Genomic DNA, 26,062 nt, shown 5'->3' with positions numbered 1-26,062 from the left:
TTTAAGAGCTTAATAGCACTGAGCAGCTGGGTCTATAAAAAGATAATTGTCTTTTATATGCCATTCTTAAATTATAGACACAACTCCCCAATGTCAGAGAGCAACGATGCTAACCACATTGCCAATGCTTTAGGTATTGCTGCACGTGGCCGTGGCATTAAAGAGGTAGCATTACTGAGCAATCTTAGCGAGTCTCAGTTAGAGCAAAGCTTAAATCAAGAAGGCAACCCAACACTTGACACATTAATTAAGACCCTCAAGGCCCTTAATTTAAAAATCGCTGTCGAGCCAATTTGCTAATTTGCTAATTTGCTAAGATAGCAAACCCAAAGCCCAGCATCCACTAGAGCTCTAAATATCAAGCACAGCCTAAGATACTCCCCATACTTAAGGGCGGCGTTTTAGTGCCTCAAGGTAGCTCTGCCTATTTCCCCGCCTAAATGTAGGCGCATCTAAAAAATCATACTTGTGCTTGCTACATGCCGCCTACGCTAACAGCGTCGTGGCATAGCTGCACTGAGTGCACGCACTTGCGCTGACTATTGCGCTTACTCTTGTCTTTCACTTGCGCTGCACACGCTTATGCGTGTGCTAGCTTATGCGTGTGCTTACTCTTGCGCTTGTGCGTGAACTATATTTGATTACTTTTCAGTGTTTAAAGAGAACAGCGCATTCAGGTCTGCATTGGACATGCTGCCAATCCACTTCTCACCTGCAGCAACCGTCATATCGGCTAAGTCGCGCTTAGAGTTAATCATTTCATTAATGCGCTCCTCAAAGGTATTAGCACAGATGAAGCGATAAACCTGAACGGTGCGATTTTGTCCAATACGATAGGCACGGTCAGTAGCCTGACTTTCAACTGCTGGGTTCCACCACAGATCATAGTGGATAACGAAGTTAGCGGCAGTAAGGTTCAGACCCACACCTGCAGCTCTTAAAGATAAGAGCAAGATGCGCTCGGAGCTGTCGTTTTGGAACTTATCCACAATTTCCATACGCTCTTTTTGTGATAGACCGCCATAAAGGAACTGTGGAGTATGGTTAAAACGTGCACCAATTAAGTTTTGCAGAATCTTGCCCATACGCACTGACTGTGTGAAGACCAAGACCTTGCCATTACTCTCCATAATATTGTCGAGTAATTCGTAAAGACGCTCAACCTTACCTGAGTCCTCAGGATTAACGGTATCATCTTCTTTGGCAAACTGCGCAGGTGAGTTACATACAGCCTTTAAGTTAGCGATCAGCGCTAAAATCGTATGATTACGTGCGTTTTGATCAAGCTTATTCGACTCTAAGATCTTCATCTTCTCATCAAGCACAGCCTGATAGAGTGCTGCTTGAGTTGGAGTGAGCTCACAGTACTGATCTGAGGTCATCTTCTCAGGCAGGTCTGAAATAATGGCCTTATCGCTCTTGAGACGGCGCATGATAAATGGCGCAGTTAACTTCTTAAAGCGATCTACAGCGTGCTGATTACGATCCTTTTCAATTGGGGAGGCAAAATTATTCTTAAAGTCAGTAGTGCTACCAAACAGACCACGATTGACGAAGTCTAAAATGGAGTAGTACTCCATCAGGCTGTTCTCCACTGGGGTGCCTGACATCGCAATAAAGGTATCTGCCTTGATAGTACGTACGGCCTTACTAATTTGCGCTGTAAAGTTCTTAATGGCCTGAGCCTCATCAATAACTAAGGCTGAGTACTCATGTTCATTTAACTTCTTGATACGGCTTCTTGCAGTACCGTAGGAAGTTAAGATCACGTCGCTCTCACCAAAGAACTTACCACGAGCTGTTCCATAGTAAGCACTGACACTTAAATCAGGAGCAAACTGTGCAATTTCACGAGTCCAGTTAGTAATCAGCGAGGTTGGCACAATGACTAACGCAGGACGCTCTTTACTAATATTGCCCTCTTCTTTGAGCTTTAATAAGGTGGTAATTACCTGAACTGTCTTACCTAAACCCATGTCATCAGCGATGATGGAGCCTACTTGAATGCGGGCATTACGCATCATCCACTCATAGCCACGTTGCTGATATGGACGCAGTGTTGCGTTAAGACCAACTGGTGCACTCACATCCTGATCTTCAAGCAGCTTTCTTAAGTTCTCCTTGAGCCTATCTGAGCACACTACAGTGCTACCATCATGCTCGCCTGTTAATAAAGCCTCGAGCGCTTGAGCACGTGACATATCATTCATAGAACGATAAGTCTGATTCTCAAGAGCATTTAAGATCACAGGATCGGCGTAAACAAACTCATTGTTAAAACGCACGATCTGTCCAGCATTAGCAAGCAGCATCTTAAACTGATCTTGACTAATGACTTGATCTCCAATAGAGAGTCTCCAGTCAAAAGACACAGTTTCAGCTAAGTTCAAGAATGAAGGACGGGCAACAAAGACTGAATCGTCATCCATATCCATCACCATGGTAGATGAAGGCAGGACAAACTTTTGCAGGGCCTTTGGTAAAACAAGCTTAACGCCTAAGAGCTTGAGGGTAGAGCGTGCTTGGCTAATAGTAGAGAACACATCCTCAATAGGCACGATCGCTACATTGTACTTAGAACTAAAGAGCTCATCTAAGCATGGAGCAAGGCTAGACAGTCGAGTTAAAGTACGCAAACACTCTTGGCGCATGGACTCAAACTGACTATTGGTAATGATGGTATGTAAAGATACAAAGCCAGTCTCATCAATGAGATCTTCGTAATCTGGATCCATGAGCTTTTCTTTAGAAAAGCCAATGAAGCCTAATTCCATACCAATACCACGATCGGCTAAAGATGATGAACCATAGTCCATATCATCATCTTCGTAATAAGTATCATCGTCTTCAAAAGACTGCTCATACTCTTCAATTAAAGAGGCATCACCTGTCTTGTCTGCATAAGCTTGCAAACGTGCAATGGTTTTCTCATGGCTTTCATTAGCCGCTTGAGCAATCTCGTTTTCGAGTTTGCCAAAGATAGTGCCGCCGTAATTGTTGTAATTGCTCAGATCAACAAAGCGCAGTACTGGAGTATATTGCAGCTTGTCAGTTGAAACTGCAGATAAATAAGTCTCTAAACGCAGACGTAAGCTACTCTCAGCAATCTCATGAGATCTGATATCAATGCTTTCGTGTCCAAAGATAAAGTTAAGGTCAATAATGTCCTTTGGCAGCTTCTTATCAAGCTCATATGCAAAGGTTACATATGACTGAATGAAAGCCGATAAGACGGTTTCACCTAAAAACTTTGGATCTAAGTAATAGCGGCGATCTAAGCGGTTGTATAAGAAATGCTCATAACCTTGCAGTGCTAAACCTACCTTAGTTACTAAGGTGGCGATCTCTTCAGAGCAAGATGCTGGTACCCAGCGACAGTACATATCATTACGATCGCTTAGATACAGTTGCGGCATAATCGCACGCTTTTTAACTAAAGTAGTCGCAATGAACCACAGATAGTACAGAATGTGGATCTCAGAGCCCTTGCTTGAGAGCATATTCTCATTTTGAATATAGCCTGAGAATAAGTTATATAAGCCAGTTGCGCTCACTGAGTCAAAGTCGAGATCACCAAGCTGAGGGCAATGGATTAGCGAACGGATCTTATCAACATCTAAGTCCTCTGGCATTACAGCAACATTGCTAAGGATAGTGCCACTCTTAGTAGTAGTCTTCACTAAGATAGGACTTACGATCTCTAAAAGACCAGTGTTATTGAGGCAAAAGAGCGGATGACGGGCAAAGAAGCCATGTTTAGCAATAGGCTGTGCGCTAAATGGATTAGCAGGTACAATACCCTGATGGGCATACATGTCTTGAACGCTTTGTGAGCTCTTTTCGATAAGACGTGTAAGTTTATTTAGCTCAGTCTTAGTAAAACGATTCGTCTTCTTGCGACCACGTTTTGACTTATCCTCATCGCCTGAAGCACTATCTTTTTCAGAGGCTGGAATAAAGTCAGCATAGAGAGGAACTTTGCCAAATAAAGCCGCAAAATCATCCTTAGTACCGTTATGCGCAATATCCAAGGCATTTTGCATATCAAGGTTAAAGCGATGCTCATCGAAAATAAGCACCTCGCGCTCACGCACATCCTTTAGCTGCTTAAAGGCTAAATCTGAGGCGCATTCTAAAGCGGCACTAATCCAGCTTTTAAGTGATCCTTGAGTAAATCCTTTAGCATCGTTGTTATACATACTTAAAAGCGAGTCGCCAATTTCTGGAATCTCGGTATAAGTAAGCATAGCTAAGCTGCTAATACTGCCTTGATAACGACGCACATAGTCAGGCAGTTCTTTTAAGATTTGCTCATCTGCCTTTTGTGCCTCTGCATCAGCAAGGCTGTCACCTTCTTCATCGCCAAAGCTAATGTAATCCTCATTTGATGAGGCGCTCTCATTGGCATCATGGGCTTCTTTAGTAGCATCACTAGGTAAGGCTGGCTCGATTCTATCTTCACGATAGAGCGCAGCTTCTGCCTCATCTAACAGACTTGGATCATAGCCAAGGCGCAAGACCTCTGCAGTGTGCTGATTGTATTCTTGCAGACGAGACTTGCAGCTTTGTACATGGGCAGCTATCTCAGAGACTAAGGTTTCCAACTTATGCTTATTGTTTTCAATAAGTAACTGTTCGCGAGTAAAGCTCTTTTGTGCATCTTCAAGCTCTAAATTTAACTCGCTCAGACGCTCAGTCATCGCAAGAGCTTTCGCCGATGGGCGACCTCTTCCGCTTTTCTTTGTGCCTGACAAAGAGATCTCAAGATCTTGGATATCCTGCTTTTTAGCGCTAATGGCGGCATTGAGGTTTGCAGCTCGTTCACGGGCCTCATCGATCTCTTTTTTAGTGGCGTTAAGTTTAACTTCTTGATAGTCAACGCTCTTAAGATCGTTATTGAGCTTCTCATCTAAAACCACAACATCTTCAGAGTAAGTAATGATGTCATCTGAGAAGAATAAGGAGGCAGCATCCATTGGTGATACTGCTAATAAATTCAGATTGAAGTCGAGCTTTTTAGCGATCTTGACGATATCACCTGGCAAGCACAGAGCCTTGATGTAGAGTGCATCCATATCAGGAGTCTCAACACCAGTAGCATCGTCGTTGAAGATACCTCTTTTTTCTAGCTCATCTTTTAAGTTGACGCCAATGAGGTCAAACAAGATAAAAGGATTGGTATCGATAAGCTCGCTTACAACGTAGATAACAGCAGCAATATGCTTACAAGGAATGGCGTAATCAGGGCAATTGCACTTCATCCCAATGTCATGCCATGAAGTTGGGAAAAGCTTAATGCCGTTCTCTTGTGCAATCTTAAAGATACGAGGATCGAGCTCACGATTAGACAGACGGGAAATCACTGCCAAATCGCTAATTAAAGCATCAATAAAATGATCGCGAGCTTTAGCACTCACTCTATCAAAGGCTAAGGTTACTTTGTAGTATGGATGAAATCTACCCACTACACAGGCAGTAATACGGCCTGTATTAACATCGGCCTTAACATCAAATACCTTGTCGGTACGAGCATAGGTAAGCCCTCGAGGAATACGATTAGCTAAATCGATACCTTCTAAAGAGTCGAGCCACTTTTTACCCCACCAGGTAGTACCATACTGCTTTCTTGCCATAACAAAAGCCTTAAACTTATTGCACTTTGTTAAATCTACGAACCCGTTATTTTACAGCATATGTAGGACCATTTGACCAAAATGCAAGATCTTTTATAGCCAAGGGCATATAAGCATAATGCTTATTCATATCGAGAAAATACCGGACAGCCCCCCCGCATGACAAGCTAAAGGATAAAGTTATCGCATAAGGATAATTCGAGTAATACGAGCATTGCATGCCATAAGGCTATGATGAGTGCGGCGGCTAGAAAGAAATAATTTAGGAGAAAATGGCGTAGATAAGCCATGGAATGAAGTAAATGAGGTAGGTGTTGTGCCTTGATAATGTTGTATCTATGAGTATAGGCAAAAAAAATCAAGCCGAAGCTTGATGGATGGTGCGGGAGAAGGGACTCGAACCCTTACACCGAAGGCGCAAGAACCTAAATCTTGTGCGTCTACCAATTTCGCCACTCCCGCAGAGTGGTGATTACTAAATCGTTAAATGGGGTGGCTGATGGGGCTCGAACCCACGACAACCGGAATCACAATCCGGGACTCTACCAACTGAGCTACAGCCACCATAGAGATTTAGAAATCAATTTTTGTTGACGCATGGCGCGTCCTGAAGGAGTCGAACCTTCGCCCCACAGCTTAGAAGGCTGTTGCTCTATCCAACTGAGCTAAGGACGCCCTGCAGGTGACTTCAAGCTACGCATAAGCCTGTCGTCTCAACGGAGGCATATGATAATGATTTGAACCTACCTTGTCAACAGTTTGTAAAATTATTTTCAAATCTAACCATAAGCACGCCACAAAATAGCATAGAAATGCCATTTATAGCCTGTTTTAGGCTTTGGTATTGGAGCCGTCACAAACTTAATGCTACCAATTTTTTGCCTCTACACCCACTTTATAGCCACGAGCTTTTACCTTTTGCTACCTTGCCTGGTCTTTTCATAAACAAAGCTATGGCAAAAGGTGCGAGTTTTATGGTTTGAGAGTAAACTTTATTACAAGCAATGTTTTTGGTGCCTAGAGCAACTTGTCTTATCTTTTTGACAGCCTAGGTATTAGTCGAATGGAGATACAAATGTTTGGACTTGAATGGTCACAAATTATTATGACCGTGGGAGTGCTAGCTAGCTGTGGCCTTCTAGCTGGTTTCTTTGCAGGACTTTTGGGCATTGGTGGTGGCATTATCTTTGTGCCAGTCTTCTTCTATGTCTTTATGAGCGTCTTTCATGTAAGTCCAGACGTTGCTATGGTCTTGGCCACTGGCACCTCTCTTACCTGTATGATCCCCACCTCGATTACGGCGGCAATTGCCCAATATAAACGCGGCAATACCAACCTCAACACTATCAAGGTATGGGCTCCAGGCATGTTATTAGGCGTGCTAACTGGCTCTTTAATATCTTCATTCTATGGCGGTAAATGGCTGGCTATTTTGTTTGGCAGCATCATGATCTTAAATGCGCTCAATACTTTCTTCCGCGCTAAAGCAAAACCAATGCTTGACCATATGCCAAACAACTTCATTCAGCGCATTATTGCCTTTTGCATCTCATTCTTGTCTGTAATGCTCGGCATTGGCGGTGGTACCCTTACTGTTCCTGTGCTCAATGCTTGCGGTGAAGAACCACATCGCTCTATCGGCACCTCATCAGCCGTTTCTTTATTCGTAGCTGTACCTGGTGCTATCGTACTGTTCTTAACTGGCTCAACTCCTGACAATGCCCCAATGTTTACCATTGGCTATGTCAGCTTATTAGCTGCAGCTTGTGTTATTCCTTTATCCGTGCTGACTGCTCCATTTGGCGTATCCATCGGCAAGAGAATCAGCCCAGTTACCCTCAAGCGTATCTTTGCTGTTGCCATGTTCATCGTGTCCGTACGTATGATCGTAACTGGCATTAGCTAAAGTAAAATAATTAAGCAGCGCCACTTGCCGCGAAGCATTCATTTTTGGGCCGTAGCTGCAGATTAAAAACAAAGCAGCATAAATAACAAAAGGGCCGGTCTTATTAACTAGACCGGCCCTTTTGTTTAGTGCATTGCAAGCGTAGATTAAATGCCTAAACGCTTAACCTCAGCACGTGCCTTTTTAACGATATTAGAGCGATACCAACGTGGAATTGGACGAGTAAAGCCCTCAAAATCCTGCATAATGCGCTTAGACTGAGCCACCATACGTGCCTGTTCTTCTTTAGATTTACGCGAGTGCTCGGAGCAGCGGGTTAAAGAGTAAATAGCGCTATAAATAGCAAAACCCACCCAGAAATTAGCAGGGACAGTAACGCCACCAAAATAACCGTCAATCACACCAGCAACGGCACAAGGCATGGCTCCAGCGTCTTCACACTCAAAAAGCACTAAATCCTCAATAGCATCACCAAAACCATAGCTAGCTGACGGCTTTAAGATGATGTTACCAGTGTCGGTTAAAAAGACGTTATCTAAGCGTAAGCCACCATAACGGCGGGTAAGCTTGTAATCGCCCAGACCATCAATACGATCGATGATGGCAGATAAAATTGGGGTTTCGTGATTGAAACGTGGACCCTTAGTTAGATAAGAGGTCAGCTTCTCATGAACTACATCACGACGAGCTTCGGCCTTATCTTTTTGTGGACCAGTCAGGGTATCCTGATGGATAAGTGCAATGGCTCGTCCTAGCTTCTTGCCGTTAGCGTACTGTAAGTGCGGATCAACTACGGATAAGAAGTTCTTGAACTCACCCACATTCTGATAAGCAAATACCGCAGAGGTGTATTCATTGTCAGACTTCAATGAAATACCCTCAAGAATATGGTTAGGCGCAAGATCACGGAATACCTGCGTGCTCTTAAACTGTCGTGTAATACGCTTCTTATTAGCCTTTACAGAACCCTGCAAAGCCAGAAACTTATCATTTGCACCTTGCAGCGCTACATACTCATTGCCATGTAAATCAAATGAGACTGAGCGATATCCTAGTTGCACGCCTTTTTCTCCAACAATTGATGCTCTTGCCTGACCTCGGCATCCCCTGCAAAGCCATCCACATTACACTATAAATCACAGCTCCCCCCTTTGTGCACCATCTGCATATATAAGGGATTTTCCATGATTATGACCATGTTATGTGATGATCTTGCTGTGCAAATGTTACCACACTAGGCCAAAACTTTCTTTTATTCGCCACTATATGCATCTCAATGGCACGCAAGTGGTGCTATTTCATGCATCACAAGAAGATTAATGAGCACGCTCTTAAAGGGATAAGCTCATTAAATTGTTTGCTCTTTTATAACCATTTTGAGAAGAGCAAATGCTGTGACGTTTCTCAAACTCAGTGGTCGGACAAATATCGATAAAAGATTAGCCAAGGCTAATAAGCTAAGGAATGGCTACGCTGTGCGCAATGCGCATAATATATTTGTTAAAGGACGTGATCTACATTTAACTTTTATGTTATTGGGGCTATAATAGCGGCCTTAACAAGAGACAGAAGTGGCATATATAAGCCATTTTACAACCGTCTTGATTACAAGATAGCTGTATTAGGCTTTAATACTTAGCTAGCTTAGCTCTGTAGGCTTTAATGCTTGATAAATTACAGCTGCTAAGATCTGATTATGCGCCCGATGCCTAAGCTTACTTTAGCTTACTTGTGTAAGCTTGCTTTAGCTTACTTTAGCTTATTTTTGTAAGCTCGCTTGCGCTTGTGCAAGAAAGCACCTGGCATCTTTTATTTTTGCTAGCTAATTGGCCACTTTACATAGCACATTCACTAAAGCTGATAGTACTTTATCTACCTAAGTTTAGGTAGGTCGGTGCCTGCGCTTATTAACTGTGCCATGTCTTAGCTATCGGCAACTCAACACGGGAACTTTGTCATGCTTGAGCCAATCAGCCCAAACAATCCTATTGCTAGGTTCTTTAACGCAATTCCTTTCATCATGCAGGTCATCATCGGCCTTATCTTAGGTATCATCATTGCGTTAATCTATCCGCACGATACTACTGTGATGCCAGCTTTAGGCAGCCTCTTCGTATCCGCCTTAAAAGCCATTGCTCCACTCTTAGTTTTTGTGCTGGTTTCCTCAGCTATTGCACGTCACAACAAGGGCACTAAGACCAATATGAAGCCTGTGATCGTGGTGTATTTCTTCTCCATGATCTTGGCCTCCGTACTGGCTTTATCCATGTCCTACATCTTCCCTGTTACCTTCCCAACCTTAGCTGATGCAGCTCAAGATATCGCTCCTCCACAAGGTATCTCTGAAGTTCTCATAAACTTCGTAATGCAGGCTGTAGACAATCCAGTTAATGCTTTATTACGTGGTAACTATGTTGCGATCTTAGTTTGGGGTATCACCTTTGGTCTGATGTTCCGTGTTGCTCACGAGCCTACCAAATTAGTATTAGATGACTTATCTCAGACTGTTGCTGGTGTAGTACGCATCATCATCCGTTTTGCTCCAATTGGCGTTATGGGCTTAGTTTACAACTCCTGCACCCAGCCTGGTGGTTTTGCCAACCTTATCAACTACTTACAAGTAGTGCTGGTGTTAGTTGCTACCATGTTGCTCATCGCCTTCGTGCTCAACCCACTGATGGCTTTCATCATCTGTCGCAAGAATCCATATCCACTAGTGTTTAAGTCCATCACTCAAAGTGCGGTAACTGCATTCTTCACCCGTTCTTCTGCAGCTAACATCCCAATGAACTTAGCTCTGTGCGAGCGCCTCAAGCTGCCAAAGGACACCTACTCTATTTCTATTCCACTTGGCTGTACCATCAATATGTCCGGTGCTGCTGTTACCATCGTTATCATGACTATGGCTGCAGTACGTACCTTAGGTATCGAGGTTGACTTTGCCTCTGCCTTATTAATGTGTATCGCCTCTGTGCTGTGTGCTTGCGGTACTTCTGGTATTGCTGGTGGCTCTTTAATGCTCATCCCACTTGCTTGCTCTATCTTCGGTATTAGCAATGACATTGCTATGCAGGTTGTGGGTATCGGTTTTATTATCGGTGTAATTCAGGACTCAACCGAGACTGCCTTAAACTCTTCATCTGACGTTGTATTCACCGCTGTTGCATGCCGTCAGATTGAAGTTCCAGCAGACTTTGAAGACCCAATTAAGAAAGACTAAGCTTTTCAAGAGCCACTCATGCAGTGCGCACTTAAACTTGCTTTTGTAGGGCATTTAAGTGCCTACATTAGAGCTAATAGCATGGCTGCTTGATTAACTTAAGCAGCCAAAATCTTGTAAAAGGCTCCAACAAAAAACGCAGTGGCTCCAAACAGCAACTGCGCCCCAACAAAAAACGCAGTGGCTTTTGAGGGCAACTGCGTTTTTTGTATGTAGCATGCAACTAAAGCAAAGTCATATCGCTATTGGCGATAGTACATGTCAAACTTCGTTATAAGCAATGTGCTTACTTTTTACTACACTAAAGTAGTATTAGTTCTCTGCCTTGGCACGCGGATGAGCTGCCTCATAACTTGAGTGCATTCTAGCTAAAGCAACATGAGTATAGATCTGTGTGGTAGTTAGCGACTTGTGACCAAGCAGCATCTGCAATGAACGTAAGTCAGCATCGTGGTTTAACAGATGGGTTGCAAAAGCGTGGCGGAAAGTATGTGGCGACGGAGCGCTCTCAATACCTAATTGCTCAGAGTAGTACTTGATTCTAAACCAGAAAGAAATACGGCTCATTGGCTTAGGTACATCATTGATGGTCTTAGTAGACAAGAAGACGTAATGGCACTTAAAGTGTGGATCTTTAAGCATGCGGCCTTTCTTGATATAAGCCTCAATCCAAGATGCGCAAATCTTAGTCATAGGAATCATGCGCTCAGTTTCACCCTTACCACGAATGATAATGTAGGATTCACTTAAGTGCAGATCGGCAAACTTGAGATTGCAAAGCTCGGTAACACGCAAACCGCAAGAGTAGAGCAGTTCTAGCATAGCCCTGTCGCGCAGACCAATAAAGGTCTCGATATCTGGGGCATTTAAGAACATTTCAACTGTCTGTTCTGACATAACCTTGGGCAGGTTACGGCTGCGTTTTGGCCTCTCAATATTGGCTATTGGATCATCGCTTCGCATTTCCTCGGCATGATAGTAACGTATCAATGCCATGAGTGAGGCTAGAGAGCGGCGAATGGAGAGTGCAGAGATACCCATTTGTGTACGCACTTTCATAAAGTCACGTACGTTATCTTCGGTAAAGTTAATTAAGTCTCCATCGATTTTCTCTAGATAAGCAAAGAAGATCTTTAGATCACGGCAATAGGAGATCACAGTGTTTTCGGAGAAGCCCTTATCAACACTGAGATAATCGGCAACCGCCGATAGAATCTCCAATTTTTGCTGTTTACTTATCATAAGCATTTCCTGAGTAGGCAATAGTCACTGCTGTGGCTTGTCGCAACGCTCATATGGCCGCTTAGGATCAAGCAAGCGTGTGCTAACAGCTAGTCACTATCACCCATAGAGCTACCTGTCATATAAGCTCTTTCAAAATATAAGATACAAGAAGGTTCATTTGACTGCTTTTGCATAAAAGCACTGTCCATCAAGATAAGACTCTAAGATTTATAAGTGCATGTGAATAAGAGCTATCTTTGGACACCTAGTCAAGTTCCTACCCCTTATTGTTTGATATCTAACTAATCATTATCTAGTGAATCGTTATAACAAATCAACGCGATTTAACATAAAAGTCACTAAATCACTCAAAACATCTGCTTTTCTTTAACCCTAGCTAGCTATGCTATTCCATACAAATTCTATTATGTTGTATGAGCTCAAACTAAGCTAGGCAAAGCTTAAAGACCTTCTTGCTGTTCAACTCTGTAACCAAAACTGAGTGAACGAGACTAAGCAAAATAGTCTAACATATCTACTCAATTTTACTTACACAACACACCAATGATGTATCAAGTAATTTAGTTGCGTTAAGAGGTAGAAATGAAGAGCTAAAGCTCTGGATAATCCTAAGCTTTAGCTTTCAAAATTATTTGACGGTATCGTCAATTGCAAAGTTACGATTAATTTCTTCCTTGATGACCTCATCCATAGTGGTGAGTTTGCCATCCTCTAATAAAGTTACAGTTGCGTACGGTACCGAGCCATCATAGATCACGCAGAAACGGTAAATACCATCCTCTTGTGGTACATAACGCAGTTCTTCAAAACGAGAAGTTGGGTTTAAGCGAGCACGACCTGAGCCTTGACGTAATACTGCAGGAGGTTCGGCATAACCAAAGTTAGTACCATTGCTCCACTCAGCATCAGCAAACTTAAAACGATAAGGAGCCCAGTCCGAACGTAAAGGAGCTACAGTGCAATAAGTGTCTTCTTTAAACTTACGTAAACGGTAGGCTGATTGAACACCATAGTCATTCATCTCACCGCGTAAGTAGATAGCACGACCTCTAAATAAAGGATTATCTAAAGCGCCCTCTTCTGCCTTAGTTACTAACTCAGAGTACCCCTTATTCTTACTAAGAGAGCTGCTATCATCTTGTGATGAACATGCAGTAAACAGCATAGCTGCTGGAATTATCCCTAAAAACACTAATGCCTGCTTAACTTTATTCACTTTTCACCCGACCAATAATCTTCTTTCGCTGTATACATAAATGTATACATGCATTGCAATCCATACTCAAAAGCTGTGACTTGCCAAATCTCAATGCCCTTACATTGAGAAACAGTGTTCTATGGCAAATCGTTTTGATACGCATGGTATCGAATGTTGACTACTCCCATGCTAGTGTAAAGTCACGCTCTAATAGAGTTTTAAACCCTCAAATTTCAAGAGCTCCCAAAACCATAACATCTAATATCATGATTACTTTCTGAGAACACAAACTTAAGAACTACACACTAGCTAGACCTATCAAGTAGCCTTGCTATTTTACCAACTCGAAAGATAACAAAATGCATCTCAACGCAAAAAAACCATCTTAGGTTAAAATTTGCCACCTACCTCATATAAATGGCTTATTAATGCTGTTTGTATGCACTAATTTGCACTCTTTACTAAGTACTTTTTGCACCATTTATGATAGTTACAACATTAAGGCTAACACCTAAGAACACCCCAATCCCCATTCACGCCATAAGCTTGTCTTCATCACCAGCCATAGCTGCACTCCTGCCTTAAGCTTATCTTCACCACCAGCCATAGCTCCAGCATTAGCTCAACTTCAACCCAAACTCTATATGCAGCCACAAGCGCCTGCAGCAAATGAAGGAGAGCGAACTTTCAATGCACCGCAAGTCACTGGCTTTCATTTGAATAATCGACTGCCTTGAGTGCCACTGCCTCGCTACCACTGCCTTACTATCACAGCTTCGCTGTCACTGAATCGATTGCATCGACAGACATTCCCGACACCTCATAGATGACACTCTAGACCAAATTATGAGGGCATAAATGGTGGCATGGTGGCGATCTATCAGGTTCTTTTGCTACCAACTGATGGCTAAGAGCACATCGACCATTGGTTGTACCAATGGCTCTCAAACCAATGCATGACGGGATCGGCTATGGTTTTGAGGGAGTTTTGGTGGTTTTTATGGCGATCATAGACGTGGGCCTCATGGGAATTGTTAAATTTTACACAAGTTAGATTACATAGCTGTTTATGATGGCCATCACAAAATGTTTAGCCTATTTATCGGGTTTGATGTGAAAAAGTGGTGATTTGGGGTGACTTTTAGTTTTTGTGATGGCTTACGCAAAACTGTAAAGACAATAGTGCTATGTCCTTGCGATCCACATCACAAAAATTTGAGCGGTCAAAAATACTCGCAAAATGGTACTTTTTGCTACTTAAAAAATTTTTACCTTATAAAAACGGCTTATATAAGCCATTTGTGAAGATATTTTCGGACTAATTTCGAGTTTGTGCAGAGATTTGCGATAGCCATCGCAACGGTATTTTGAGTCTAGTTTTACCTTATGCATCGCGAGTTGACTGAAGCCGCCCCCTTGCTATGAGTGAGGGGGCTTTTGTAACTCATCAGATTTTAGGAAGTGCTCAGAGCTTTATAACTCTTGTGTAAGTCCTTTTAGATAAAAGTGCATCTAATGGCTATGTACGAGTCACTTTGCCAAGCATGTTAAAAGTGCGAAAGCTTATGACGCTTAGCTACACAGTGCCAAGTTGTTAGTTTGGGAAACCAACGATTTGTATTTGAGGAGACGCGAGTGACATATGACTTGCTTTAACTAAGAGGCAAGAGTATCTGCGCGTGATAATGATGAATTTAGTAAAGGTAATGAGCTCTTTGAAATATGGAGCGTTATTTTCAGCTATCAGCTTCACTGCAAATGCCGAAACTGCAAACAACGACCTATTAACCGAGCTAGACATGATCACTACAAGTGCTACTAGCAAGAGTGCTGCTGTAGTTGAGAGCAAGCTTGCCTCTTCTATCGCCCGCACCACTGGCTATGATGCCAAAGACGTTTTAGCTTATGAGTTAGCATCATACATTAGCTATGGCGATAGCGATGATGATTATGATGACGATGTAACCATGCAAGATACTGCTTATATGGTTGTCGAAGATAGCGATAAGAACGTCGGTGCCGAAGATAGCATCATCAGCAATGCTAATGAGTCTTTTAAGAAGAATGCCTCGATTTATTCAAAGGTAGCAGCTTTCACTGAGAGTAATGTAAATGGTTATGCTGATGGACTTGCCGATGGCAATTCAGCTAGTCACGCTGATAACTATGCTGACATTAATCACGCAGCATATGAAGTAATGGTCGAACAGATGTCTGCAGATCATGACATTAGCGAGCCAGAGGATGATCATATTGCCTTCATTGGCCAAACTACTGTAGCCAAAGACGACTTTTCTGATTATGAGCCACTATTAAGCCCATCTGAACAGTCAGAAGCTCTAGCTAGCCTAGGTCAGAGCTCAAGCGCCTACTCAAGCACTAGTGCATATGATGCCAATAATCGTACTGCCGCCATTAATCTTGCTGTATCTGAATTAAAGCAGGCTCAACAAGAGCAGCTATCTGACTCTCAATTGGCATCAACACGTTCCCACGCTGCAGCCCTTGCTGCGCTAGGCTCACAGGTAGCTAAGGATAGTGTTGGCTCACGCATGGGGCTTGAAAATAGCGTTAGCTCTCAAGATCTCACTGACAAAGAGCGCTATCGTGTTGAGCAGATCTCCAAGGATGGTCGTGTCCATAGCACTATCTTCGCTCCTCCTGGCGGTATTGAGCGTAGCAAGTTACCTGGTCTTGATGTCAATCGCGTGCTGGTATCTCAAGTTACTACAACTGAGCGCAATACCATCGTGCATGATGACGATGAAGATACATCTTTAGATGTAATTCGTTTTATGGGCATTGAGCTTATTGATGCTCCTGAGTTTGATAATGCGTCCCTTAAAGCTCAGCTTGCACAAAAGATTAAACCATTTGAAGGCAGAGCTTTAAATGCTGAGCTCTTACAGGATGTAGGCAACACCATAAAAGAGTTCTATCGCAAAGAAGGCTACCTTAACTGTGAGACCTACATGCCTCAGCAAGATATCAACTTAGATCATGCCGTCTTTAAGATCGGTGTCAAAGGAGCTGAGCTTAATCAAACTCATATTGAGAACCAGTCCTTTGTATCTGATAGTTATCTTGAATACCTGCTTGGTGGCATTAGAAAGTTAGAGGGGCAGACCATCAACTATAACACCCTCTTTGGTCAGATGCTCAAGCTCAATGACTTAGGTACCTTTGCCCTGCAAGGACAGTTTGATGCAATCACTCCTGATAACATCGTCAACAATCTTGATTTGATGGCTTTAAAGGGGATTGATAGAACCTACTTTACTGCAGCTGTGGATAACTTTGGCTCCCAAAGCTCAGGCCGTTATCGCTATAGTGGCAGTTTTGAGATCTTAAGTCCTACAGGCAGTGCCGATAGGCTCAATCTCTTTTACTCACACACTAATGAAGAGCAAGCTGACTACTCTATTGGCTATGCCATACCGATAAACTCTCACCCAAGTTTGCTAGGAGCTACCCTGTGTTACTCCCATGCTGACTTAGGCGGTATTTATCGTCAGCTCGGTACTAAAAACGAGGAGCTTACCTTTGAAGCTTTCTTACGTGAGCCGCTGTATCGTACAAGCAATGCTATTGCTAACTTACAGTTTGGCTATGTCTATCGCAAGATGACTACCGACTTTTCAGCCTTTGATCTTAAGACCAAGAAGCACTCCAATACTGCCTATCTACAACTCTCGGGTAGCAAAGACTTTGTTGGTAACGCTCTTATCTCTTCTTCGGTGCGCTTAAGTGCAGGACGTATTGTCAATGATGATGACTACGAATTAGGCATTGATGGCAACTTCGTAAAGCTCAACGGTAATGTTGGCTATAACTACATCTTAGGCGATAACTTATCAACAGTTACCAATATTGACGTGCAACTGTCGAACACCATCTTAGACGGATCAGAGGTAATGCAAGCTGGCGGTGAAAACGGACTGCTTGCCTATCAAAGCGCAGATCTGTGCGGAGATAGCGGCATCGTTGTCAAACAGTCCCTGCAGTATATGCCTAACGTAAATTGGGGTTTAGTCATCGCACCACATATTGAGGCTGGCAAACTCTTCACCCATGACTATGAAGCTCAAAGAGCCGCATCAGCTGGTATCTCTCTTATGTATAGTCGCTACGGCGTGAATGCCATGTTTGATGTAAGCCACGTGCTTGGCAACAAGCTTGACTACGTTGAAGACTCAAGCCGCCTTAACTTCAAATTTAGCTACACCTTCTAAAGAAGAAAAGTAGCCTTCACTACTCCACCTTGCAATATGAGCCCTTTTGCCAAGTTATCAGGGCTTGCTTAAGCATTTTAATCTGTGCCATGACGCAAAGCGGCATGGCACAACAAGACTTGTTCACAGCTCCACTATGGTGGGGCACATAAAAACCGCTGCTTCTTGTATCTCAATTGATGAGCACTTAAGAAGTCGGTTTAACTCTATACAGGAGATGGCGCATACGTAAGCCGTATGTGGCAGCAAGTTGCGCCAAAAATCTATGATGATTCGCCAGTGCAAAGCCTCTCTCACTCACAGTAAGTGCAATGACTATCATACTCACAGTAAGGGCAATGAATCTCACACTCACAAGCATGTACGCTTAGCTACCTTAGCAAGCGCTCTTGCGGCTTTGACCTTAAGCTCACAAGTTATGGCAGCTCCACGTAATATGCTTCCAGTACTTGACCATGCTGTCAATGCAGGCCTTACAACCACACCAGCTGGCACTACTATGCAAATCACTGGCAAAGGCAATAACGCCTTAATGGTGTGGAAAGAGTTTAATGTTGGCAAAGGCGCATCTGTGACTTTCTCTGCTGACAAAGGTCAGGCCATGTCATTTTTAAATGTAGTCAAAGGCCCAGGAGCTTCATACATTGATGGTCGCATTGCAGCAAATAAAAACAACATCAATGTCTATCTCATCAATCCAAATGGTATTCACCTTAGCAACACCTCTAAGATCTTAAACTTCAATAAAGTTTATTTGGGCACTAACAAGCCATCTCAAGAGTTAATGGATAAGTTTAAGCAAGCTGCTCTGCCGCCAATCAATCTTGATGCTATGCCATCAGATCGTGGTATGGGCAAGGTAGTGGCCTTAAATACCATTGAAGCAAGTGACATTAAGATCAACGCTGGCCATATTGTCATCGGCAGTATCGATAACACCTTGTCTAAGAACACTTTGCCTAAGTCCATTGAGCTTAATAGTTCAATTGACCGCATTGACATTGGTGGCGATCTTGACAAAAAGCATGTTGCCGGTGGCAAGAGCTATCGTGAGTTTTTAAAAGACAATGGCTATAGTGCTGCCACTACCAATGATATAAAGTCCTCTGGCACTTTAAAGAAAAATACCTATGTTGACCACTCCAAAGAGATCGCTATTTATGAGGCTGACCAGCTCGATAGAGTCAATCAGAATTTAGATAAGAACTTCTGGTTAGCTGATGACATCATTGTTACTGACCATATCCCTTTAGGCAAAGATCAAGGCAAGGCCTTTAGTGGATCTTTTGATGGTGCCTTTAACAGCATTACCTATTCTATGCAGGCAGATAAGGCAGGTGACTATGGCCTCTTTGGCAAGCTTGATGGTGCTAGTGTTAAAAACCTTAAGATCGTCAACAGCAATGTAGATACAGATGCTAAAGTTGCAGGACAGAAGCTCAATATCGGTGCTCTGTCTGGCTATGCAAAAGATAGTGACATTATCAATGTAGAGATCAGCAACTTTGATGTACTCCTTGATGATGCTAACCGTATTGATAATAAGAGCAGCATTGGCGCACTAGTTGGATCTATGGAGGGTAATAACTCCCTTAACAATGTGCTCTCAAGCTATAACTCAGATGCTGAAGAAGCTATTGATAACGCCAAACAGCAAGGCTTTTTAGTTAATGCAGGCACGCTCATTGGCTCACACTCTGGCACCTTAAATAAGCACAATGTAGTAGTGGGTGCTCATAGCTTTAATAACTCTTCTTTACAGGGCATTGGTCAAAGTAATAACGGCCTCTTAGTAGCTACCACCTTTGCAGATGCTGCAAAGGAAGCTATTAACTCAGGCATGAGTGTAGATGAGTTCTATGAGAGCTATGCAGTAGATGGCTCTATTGATGATCCTAGCCTAAAGCTCAAGCACAAGACCTTCTTAAAGCCTTTTTATGTAGAGGACTTTAACTTTACTTATGATGGCACTAAGCATGACTATCATCAGCTTGTGAATAACGAAGGCTTTGATCTTGATAGTCTCGTTACTAAAACCAATCAAACCAACTTTACTCAACAAAATGCAGGTAATCATGTCTTTGAGCTCACCACACGCAAAGAAAGCTTAGACAATGGCCATGATTATTTCTTTAGCTACAAGTATGCAGACGAAAGCTGGGATAGCAACGCAGGTGGAGATGCTGCCTTGCAAGATCGCACTTCTCGTCATGACAGTGCTAGTGGTAAGGCTACTTTAAATATCAACAAGAAAAAGCTCGTTGTAGACATTGCTAATCAAGTAGTTGCCGATGGCAAACAGCCAAACTTAAAGCCAGGTAAAGACACCATTAACAACTACGATGAGCTTATCAATATTGGCCTTGTCAAAGGCGACAAGTTTGATGATCTCAATTTGAGCCTGACACTGCGTCCTGATGGCACTATCGTGGGAGCATCACATAGCAACAACTATGAAGTAGAGATCAACAATGGCACCTTAACTGTCATTAAGCCACCAAAGCCTGTTCCTACTCCAAACCCAGGTGAGAACATTAAGCCAAATCCACAGATTCCACCAAAGGTTGAAAACTTAAAGCAAACAGATACTCTGCCTGAAATTGCCAAGTGCTCTCATTGCGGAGAGATTGGCTCATACAAGGGTGTTGCAAGTCAAACCGTTTTGCCATCTAGAGGCCACCTTGTAACAGGTGTAAATGACTATAGCGACTCTATCTATGCAGCTTTAGAAAATACAGAGTTGTCAAATGACAGTGAGTTTAATGCCTACGTAATTGCTCACCACAATCAAACAATTAACGGCGATGACAACGCTAAACTATTTGCCTTTAACAACACGGTTAAGGCCAAGGATCAAACTGATGCTAAAGGTGCAAAGCTATTGGCATCATCGCAACAGACAAAGAACAATACTGCAAGCGGTGCGGGCGATGATAAGAACATCGACAAAGATAATGAGCAAGATACATTCGCTCAAAACCGCGATTCAAGCTTAGAAAAGTTACTGCTTGCAAATAACTAATACGATGCGGTCGTGTATTTAACTAAAGGTCGGAGTGATAGCCCGGCCTTTTTTGCTTTTACCCTCCCCAAAAAATTCCTTGCTCGTTTACTCCACCCTCCTTGCTCGTTTAGTCCACCTTCCTAGCTCATCAAGCTAAATTTCACTTTAGAGCTAAAATGCCACTTGCGATCTGTGCTCTATCAGGCTTAAATAGTATCAAGACTAATAAACTAGTGATGATTTGCTCATTGTTGATTGCAAGATCTTGGGGGAAAACTGATGTTAAAAGTTGGACTCACTGGCTCTATTGCCTGCGGTAAAAGCTTCGTCGGCAATCTCTTTAAGGTCTATGGCGTCCGTATAGTAGATAGCGATGTGATTGCCCGTGAGATCGTTTTGCCAGGTTCTAAAGCCATTCAAGAAGTCAAAGAGAAATTTGGCGCTGAATTTATCCTTGAAGATGGCAATCTCAATCGTCCTAAGATGCGTGAAGTAGTCTTCGCTGACAAAAACAAGCTCAACTTGCTCAATTCCATCATGCACCCTGCTATCAGACAAAGAACTGATGAGCTTTGTGACCTGTGTGCTCATGGCTTGCCTTTTCCAGAGAGCTACTTAAATATCATTAAAGAACAAGCTCAGGCAAAACTCTTAGCCACTTGCAAGACAACACCTGCAGCAAATACCTCAAATTACTCTGTTAATCATTCTTGTGAGCCTAAGATTCAGCTCGATCTTAACCATGGTAGCGAAAAGGTTATCGATGAGAGCAAAACACAATTAGGCATTCAGGCTTTAAACGAGCCTCTTGATCCAAGCTATGTACTCAAAGAAGATGAGATCCCTCAATACATTCTCATCGATATCCCATTACTCTTTGAAAATAAGCTTGAGTCTTTTGTTGATCGTATCTTAGTAGTAGACGCTTCACGTGAAACACAACTTGAGCGTCTTTTGCATCGTGATGGATGCTCAAAAGAGACCGCGCAAAACATCATTGATAAGCAATTATCACGCGAATACAAATTACAACATGCCGATGATGTTATAAAAACAGACACTCTTAACATAGAAGAAAAGCGTGCACACGTGCTAAAATTACATATAAGCTACCTAAAGAATGCTCAAAAGCTGCATAAGATAGCAAATAGCTAAGCTTTAACGTCAAAACCTGAGTGCAACTGGTATTAAACGGCGTTATTTATTATGCGGCGCAGTGTCAAAATTTATGTGGAATGACACGTGCATTAGTGCCTCATAATGATTATTTAATAAATCATCACAATTTAGTTGTAAGACACCCACAACAAGCTTTTTAATGCGGATCCTAAAATGTTTGTTTACGATTTCCCTTTAAGTCCGAAGGCAAGAACATATCTAAAGTTTGAAACCATTTTCAATCGTGTTGCCGAGTGCGCTGACTTAAATACAAATTCCGATACTCTCAGCTTGTTACGTGGCCTTATCGATTTTATCGATTTAGTCGACGGATCAGGCGCACTTAAGATTGACATCGGTAAAGACCTCGACAAACTCTCTAAGAGATTGCGTGGTTGGCAGGATAATCCTGAGGCAGATCAGACCTTAGTTAGCGAACTGTTAGAGCAAGTCAAAGAAGGCCACAGTGCTTTAAATAACTTTACTCGTCAACGTACAGTACTGCAAAACGATCCGCTCATCGAAAGTATCAAGCCTCGTTTCTTAACTCCATCTGGTGTTAACTGCTTTGATACCCCGCTGTTCTTCTTTTGGAACCAGCTTCCAGTTGAAGAAAAGCGTCAGGTGATTGGCAAGTGGCTACATGAGCTTGACTGCATCCGCATTCCAGTTACTTGCATCTTAAAGCTCTGGCGTCTGTTCTCAGACTTCCAAGCACGTCTTGCAGTTAACGGCTTTATGCAAGAAACCTCAGAGCCTTGCGAACTTATTATTATTAAGTACCCAAAGCACGTACGCGGCTATCCTGTGGTTAGTGGTTTCCAATCTAACATCAACGTACGCTTCTTACCTTTTGTAAAGGGAGCTCCGGTTGGTGATATCTCATTTGAACTTGCTTATGTCCGTGGAGGCATTCTTTAATGAGCCTTAAAGACCTGCTCCCACCAGGCACCTACGACGAGATCGAAAAAGAGGCCAACCAAGGTCACAGCTCTGATACTAGCCATGAGACATCTAATGATGATGGCGCTCAAGTAATCATGGTCTCTTGTCCTACCTGTAAAAAGAAGATCAAGTACTCGACCGACAATCCATTTCGTCCATTCTGCTCTGAGCGCTGCAAACTCTTAGACTTAGGCGCTTGGGCAGATGAAAAGCATGCTGTGCCAGGCAAGGAAGTTAATGAGGACGAAGATGCCGATTTGCTTTCAGATCCAAACCTGCCTGTACGTAATCTGCCAGATCAGAACTTATAGTGTAGCCTCTCTTAGCCCTTTGATGCCGCTTTAACATCACATCCCCCAAAAGCATCAGGGCTTAATTTAGCCTTTGTGTTAAAATTATCGATTGCGCGTTTAGTTTTCCATAAAGCTAGGCCTATTTATGGCCATTTTTCGTGCTTTATTGAAGATAGATGCAAGTATTACTGTAGGCATAAGATATCAGTTTCAACTGAGTCACATGTGGCAACTGCCTGTTATGTAGAGTAGCTAACAGAGCAGTTTTGTTTTCCTTAAGGGTCAATAGTTTGATGCGCCAACATAAACCACATCTTAAGGTCAGTGCTTTAGCATTTACGCTAACATGCATCCTTTACGGCCAGGGAGCTGCACTTGCTAATGAGCAAGCTCGTGGCATTGCTCCATCTAATCAATTAGCTGCATCAGGCCAAGCCCCCACTACCAATAGCAAACTTGCCTATCTGCAACAGCAGCAATCAAGTGGTATTGATAGTGATAGCATCGACCCCGTTGAGAAAGCTAAGCTTAAGCGCTTAAATTCAGTTACTGAATTTGCAGACAATATCTATGGCGTTATGGTCAAAAATATTGCCACACAACAGTATCTGTCTAATCGCCAATTAGCCGCTGCATCTACTTTCCCACTGCGTCTTATCTCTACCCTAAGCAAGAATCCATGGCGTCCTTCTCCATTCATGCCAGTACCTGAGCGTGACATGGAGTGCTACTACGGTATTCCAGCCTACTCTGAGCCGCAAAACTTTGACCTTGAAACTACTCCAGTAAATATTAGCGCTAATGAAGTAACTGCTAGCGGTACTCAGAATTTAACCTACTCAGGCAACGTGACTGTCAGCCAAGGCGACCGCCTTATCAAAGCAGATGAGGCTGTTTATGATGGCGATGCAGGTACCTTAGTTACCTCAGGCAACATCTCTATTCATACGCCACAGCTGACTATTAACAGCCCTGCTAGTCTTGAAAGTAATCTTAAAAGCAATGTCTCTACCTTCTCTGATGCTACTTTCCAATTAAATGGCTCTGTAGCTCGAGGCTCTAGCAAATTAGTCACAGTGAACAATGAGCAAAAGAGCACTGAGGTTGAGGACTTTACCTTTACCACCTGCCCAGTGGGAGATAACTCTTGGTACTTTAAAGCTGGCTCTGTAGAGCTTGACCAGAATGATTCATTTGGCGAGTCTTATCACAACGTTCTTTATGTTAAAGACGTGCCTGTATTGTACTTACCATACTTAAACTTCCCGACTACGAATCGACGCAAGTCAGGTCTTTTATATCCATCTGTATCGATTAGCTCCAATAACGGTGCTGATTACGAGCAACCAATCTACTGGTCTATTGCTTCAAACTATGACTACACCTTTACTCCTCGTTTGATGAGTAAACGTGGTCTTCTTTTAGGCAATGAGTTTAGATATATGCCAATTGAAAATTCTATTGGCACCTTTATCTTTGACTATATACCTAACGACAATGACTGGGCCTTGTCAGAAAACTTTGATGATGACTCACGTTATTTCTTCCGTTGGAAGCACACTAGCTCATTTTTTAATAATGATCTGACTTTTGATATCGACTATCAGCGCGTACGCAATGGCGACTACGACTACCTTGATGATCTCGGTGCAAAAGAAACCAATGTCACCGATGACCACTTAAAGCAGTCCTTAAAGGCCGCCTATGATCGTCCAGACTTCCATATCCAAGCAGAAGCCCGAGACTATCAGCGTCTGCAGCCAGATACAATTTTAGGTCACCGTCCTTTCTCAATGTTGCCGCAGATCTCTGGACAGTACTACAGCACTGTAGGTTCTCTCACCCTTAACTTTAATGGTGAGATGACGCGCTTTAGCTCTTCATCAGACTCTCGTGCTCAGAACTTTGAGGCAACTCGTATCCATTTTGAACCTGAGATCGGCATGCAGTTATTCAACATGCGTGGCACCTCAGTTGATGCGAGCTTAAGAGGCTTCTTTACTCACTATTCACAAGATAGCATTGAGGATATGCCTGATTATTACAGAACTAATTTAGGCTTTACTGAGCTTGATTCATCTGTAAATCGCGCCCTTTATTTAGCTCAAATCAAGGCCAAGACCACTCTTGAGCGTAAAGTTTTAGACTTAAGACATACTCAGACCTTTGAGCCTGAGGTCTTATACCAATACATTCCATATGAAGATCAGTCGAATATCGCACTGTACGATACTACCGACCGCATGAGTGATTATTACTCAAACTTCTCATTTAGAAACTACACAGGTAAAGATCGTATCGCTGATATCAACGCGATTACTATGGGTGTAACCTCACGACTCTTAGATCCACATGATCGCGAGATTGTGCGCTTTGGTGTGTCACAGACATACTCATTTAATACCTCAAAGGTAACCTTAGCGCCACGTGACCCAATTAATACCTCACCACGTAGCCCAATGGCCATGTTCTTTAATGCAGAGCCAGTTAATGGTCTTACTTTGCATGCCGGCCTTAGCTATGACACTGAGGAAGATAACTTAAAGTCATGGAATGCCATGACTCAGTATAAGAACGAAAACGGCTTATTAGTTCAGGTAGGCTATCGTTTTGCTGACAAGGGTAACCGCTCTTTAGCTAACGATTTAGTAGACTTAAGCCAATTAGGCTTAGTCACATCTGTTCCAATCAATGAAAAGATCTCCGTTAGCTTTGCCGCTTATAACGACTTAGAGCAAAACGAAGATATCGATACCAAGGCAGCAATTAAGTTTGAAGACTGCTGCTGGTCATTATCTTTTGTCTATGAGAACTACAACTCATGTGATTGGGACTCCCTTAAGCATGAGCGTGACCATATCTTTGGTATCCAATTTGAGTTCAAGGGTGCAGGTGCCGTTAATGTTACTGGCGACTTCGATCGCAACTTTACCGACACTCGTTTGCTCAAGCACTTCGACCCAACCGATCTCAACCGCTAAGCAAACATCTCTGCTAACGCCTAGCATCATCACAAGGCCCTGCTTAAAAATAGCAGGGCCTTTTAGTATCTACCGCCACATTTTGCTCCTCAATTGTGTAAAGCAAATGTTGTGCTTTGTATCCTTAGCAGTGTTTTGCCTAAGTTTCTAGAGATATGATGAGGCTCGTTTAAGTAGCCATCTACACAAACATATCTTCAGGTGCCGATTTAAGAAAAATTGCAAATATGCCGCTTGTTGAGCGTCT

General features: G+C 42.8%; 13 protein-coding genes and 3 tRNA genes. 9 read left to right on the top strand and 7 right to left on the bottom strand.

The window, feature by feature from the left end:
* The coding region (locus RDO37_RS05605; RefSeq protein WP_308498391.1) for an addiction module antidote protein at positions 1 to 300 on the top strand (300 nt) is incomplete at its 5' end.
* A gap of 341 nt (positions 301 to 641) precedes the next feature.
* Here the strand turns inward: RDO37_RS05605 and RDO37_RS05600 are convergent.
* From RDO37_RS05600 to RDO37_RS05585, 4 genes are all read right to left on the bottom strand, one after another.
* The gene (locus RDO37_RS05600; protein ID WP_308498390.1) at positions 642 to 5,633 is read right to left on the bottom strand and encodes an SNF2-related protein; all 4,992 of its coding nucleotides are present in this window, start codon (positions 5,631 to 5,633) and stop codon (positions 642 to 644) included.
* Between the two features lie 378 nt (positions 5,634 to 6,011).
* Positions 6,012 to 6,095, bottom strand: a tRNA-Leu gene (locus tag RDO37_RS05595).
* Positions 6,096 to 6,121: 26 nt separating this feature from the next.
* Positions 6,122 to 6,197 (bottom strand) — tRNA-His (locus RDO37_RS05590).
* Between the two features lie 34 nt (positions 6,198 to 6,231).
* Positions 6,232 to 6,308 (bottom strand) — tRNA-Arg (locus RDO37_RS05585).
* Between the two features lie 400 nt (positions 6,309 to 6,708).
* Between RDO37_RS05585 and RDO37_RS05580 the strand changes: the two genes are divergently transcribed.
* Positions 6,709 to 7,539 carry a sulfite exporter TauE/SafE family protein gene (locus tag RDO37_RS05580; protein WP_308498389.1) on the top strand — a complete coding sequence of 277 codons (831 nt, stop codon included), beginning with the start codon at positions 6,709 to 6,711 and terminating at the stop codon, positions 7,537 to 7,539.
* Between the two features lie 146 nt (positions 7,540 to 7,685).
* Here the strand turns inward: RDO37_RS05580 and RDO37_RS05575 are convergent, their stop codons facing one another.
* Complete coding sequence (locus RDO37_RS05575; protein WP_303073660.1) at positions 7,686 to 8,600, bottom strand: hypothetical protein; 915 nt, start codon at positions 8,598 to 8,600, stop codon at positions 7,686 to 7,688.
* Positions 8,601 to 9,508: 908 nt separating this feature from the next.
* Here RDO37_RS05575 and sstT point away from each other — a divergent pair.
* Complete coding sequence (gene sstT / locus RDO37_RS05570) at positions 9,509 to 10,759, top strand: serine/threonine transporter SstT (RefSeq protein ID WP_308498392.1); 1,251 nt, start codon at positions 9,509 to 9,511, stop codon at positions 10,757 to 10,759.
* Positions 10,760 to 11,071: 312 nt separating this feature from the next.
* On the opposite strand, the gene RDO37_RS05565 is transcribed toward sstT, so the two are convergent.
* Both RDO37_RS05565 and RDO37_RS05560 read right to left on the bottom strand, forming a co-directional pair.
* Positions 11,072 to 12,001 (bottom strand): site-specific tyrosine recombinase, encoded by a 930-nt coding sequence (locus RDO37_RS05565; RefSeq protein WP_281710732.1) that lies wholly within the window; start codon positions 11,999 to 12,001, stop codon positions 11,072 to 11,074.
* Positions 12,002 to 12,632: 631 nt separating this feature from the next.
* Complete coding sequence (locus RDO37_RS05560; RefSeq protein WP_156907516.1) at positions 12,633 to 13,220, bottom strand: hypothetical protein; 588 nt, start codon at positions 13,218 to 13,220, stop codon at positions 12,633 to 12,635.
* 1,688 nt (positions 13,221 to 14,908) lie between these two features.
* On the opposite strand from RDO37_RS05560, the gene RDO37_RS05555 reads away from it, so the two are divergent.
* From RDO37_RS05555 to RDO37_RS05530, 6 genes are all read left to right on the top strand, one after another.
* Positions 14,909 to 17,434, top strand: coding sequence for a ShlB/FhaC/HecB family hemolysin secretion/activation protein (locus RDO37_RS05555; protein WP_308498388.1), 2,526 nt, complete (start codon positions 14,909 to 14,911; stop codon positions 17,432 to 17,434).
* Between the two features lie 418 nt (positions 17,435 to 17,852).
* The gene (locus tag RDO37_RS05550) at positions 17,853 to 20,456 is read left to right on the top strand and encodes a filamentous hemagglutinin N-terminal domain-containing protein (RefSeq protein ID WP_308498387.1); all 2,604 of its coding nucleotides are present in this window, start codon (positions 17,853 to 17,855) and stop codon (positions 20,454 to 20,456) included.
* A 261-nt stretch (positions 20,457 to 20,717) separates the two neighbouring features.
* Positions 20,718 to 21,593, top strand: a complete 876-nt coding sequence (coaE, locus tag RDO37_RS05545) for a dephospho-CoA kinase (protein WP_308498386.1) — start codon at positions 20,718 to 20,720, stop codon at positions 21,591 to 21,593.
* A gap of 177 nt (positions 21,594 to 21,770) precedes the next feature.
* A complete protein-coding gene (zapD, locus tag RDO37_RS05540) occupies positions 21,771 to 22,517 on the top strand; it encodes a cell division protein ZapD (RefSeq protein WP_308498385.1) in 747 nt (248 codons plus the stop codon).
* On the top strand, positions 22,517 to 22,852 hold the full coding sequence (gene yacG / locus RDO37_RS10850; RefSeq protein WP_374045306.1) for a DNA gyrase inhibitor YacG: 336 nt from the start codon (positions 22,517 to 22,519) through the stop codon (positions 22,850 to 22,852). Before zapD ends, yacG begins: the two co-directional genes overlap by 1 nt.
* A 275-nt stretch (positions 22,853 to 23,127) precedes the next feature.
* On the top strand, positions 23,128 to 25,815 hold the full coding sequence (locus tag RDO37_RS05530; RefSeq protein ID WP_308498384.1) for an LPS assembly protein LptD: 2,688 nt from the start codon (positions 23,128 to 23,130) through the stop codon (positions 25,813 to 25,815).
* Positions 25,816 to 26,062: the final 247 nt, after the last annotated feature.

The sequence above is a fragment of the uncultured Anaerobiospirillum sp. genome (assembly GCF_902485895.1).
In the GTDB taxonomy this organism is placed as follows: Bacteria; Pseudomonadota; Gammaproteobacteria; order Enterobacterales; family Succinivibrionaceae; genus Anaerobiospirillum; species Anaerobiospirillum succiniciproducens.
This window is presented reverse-complemented; position numbering and strand designations above follow the sequence as displayed.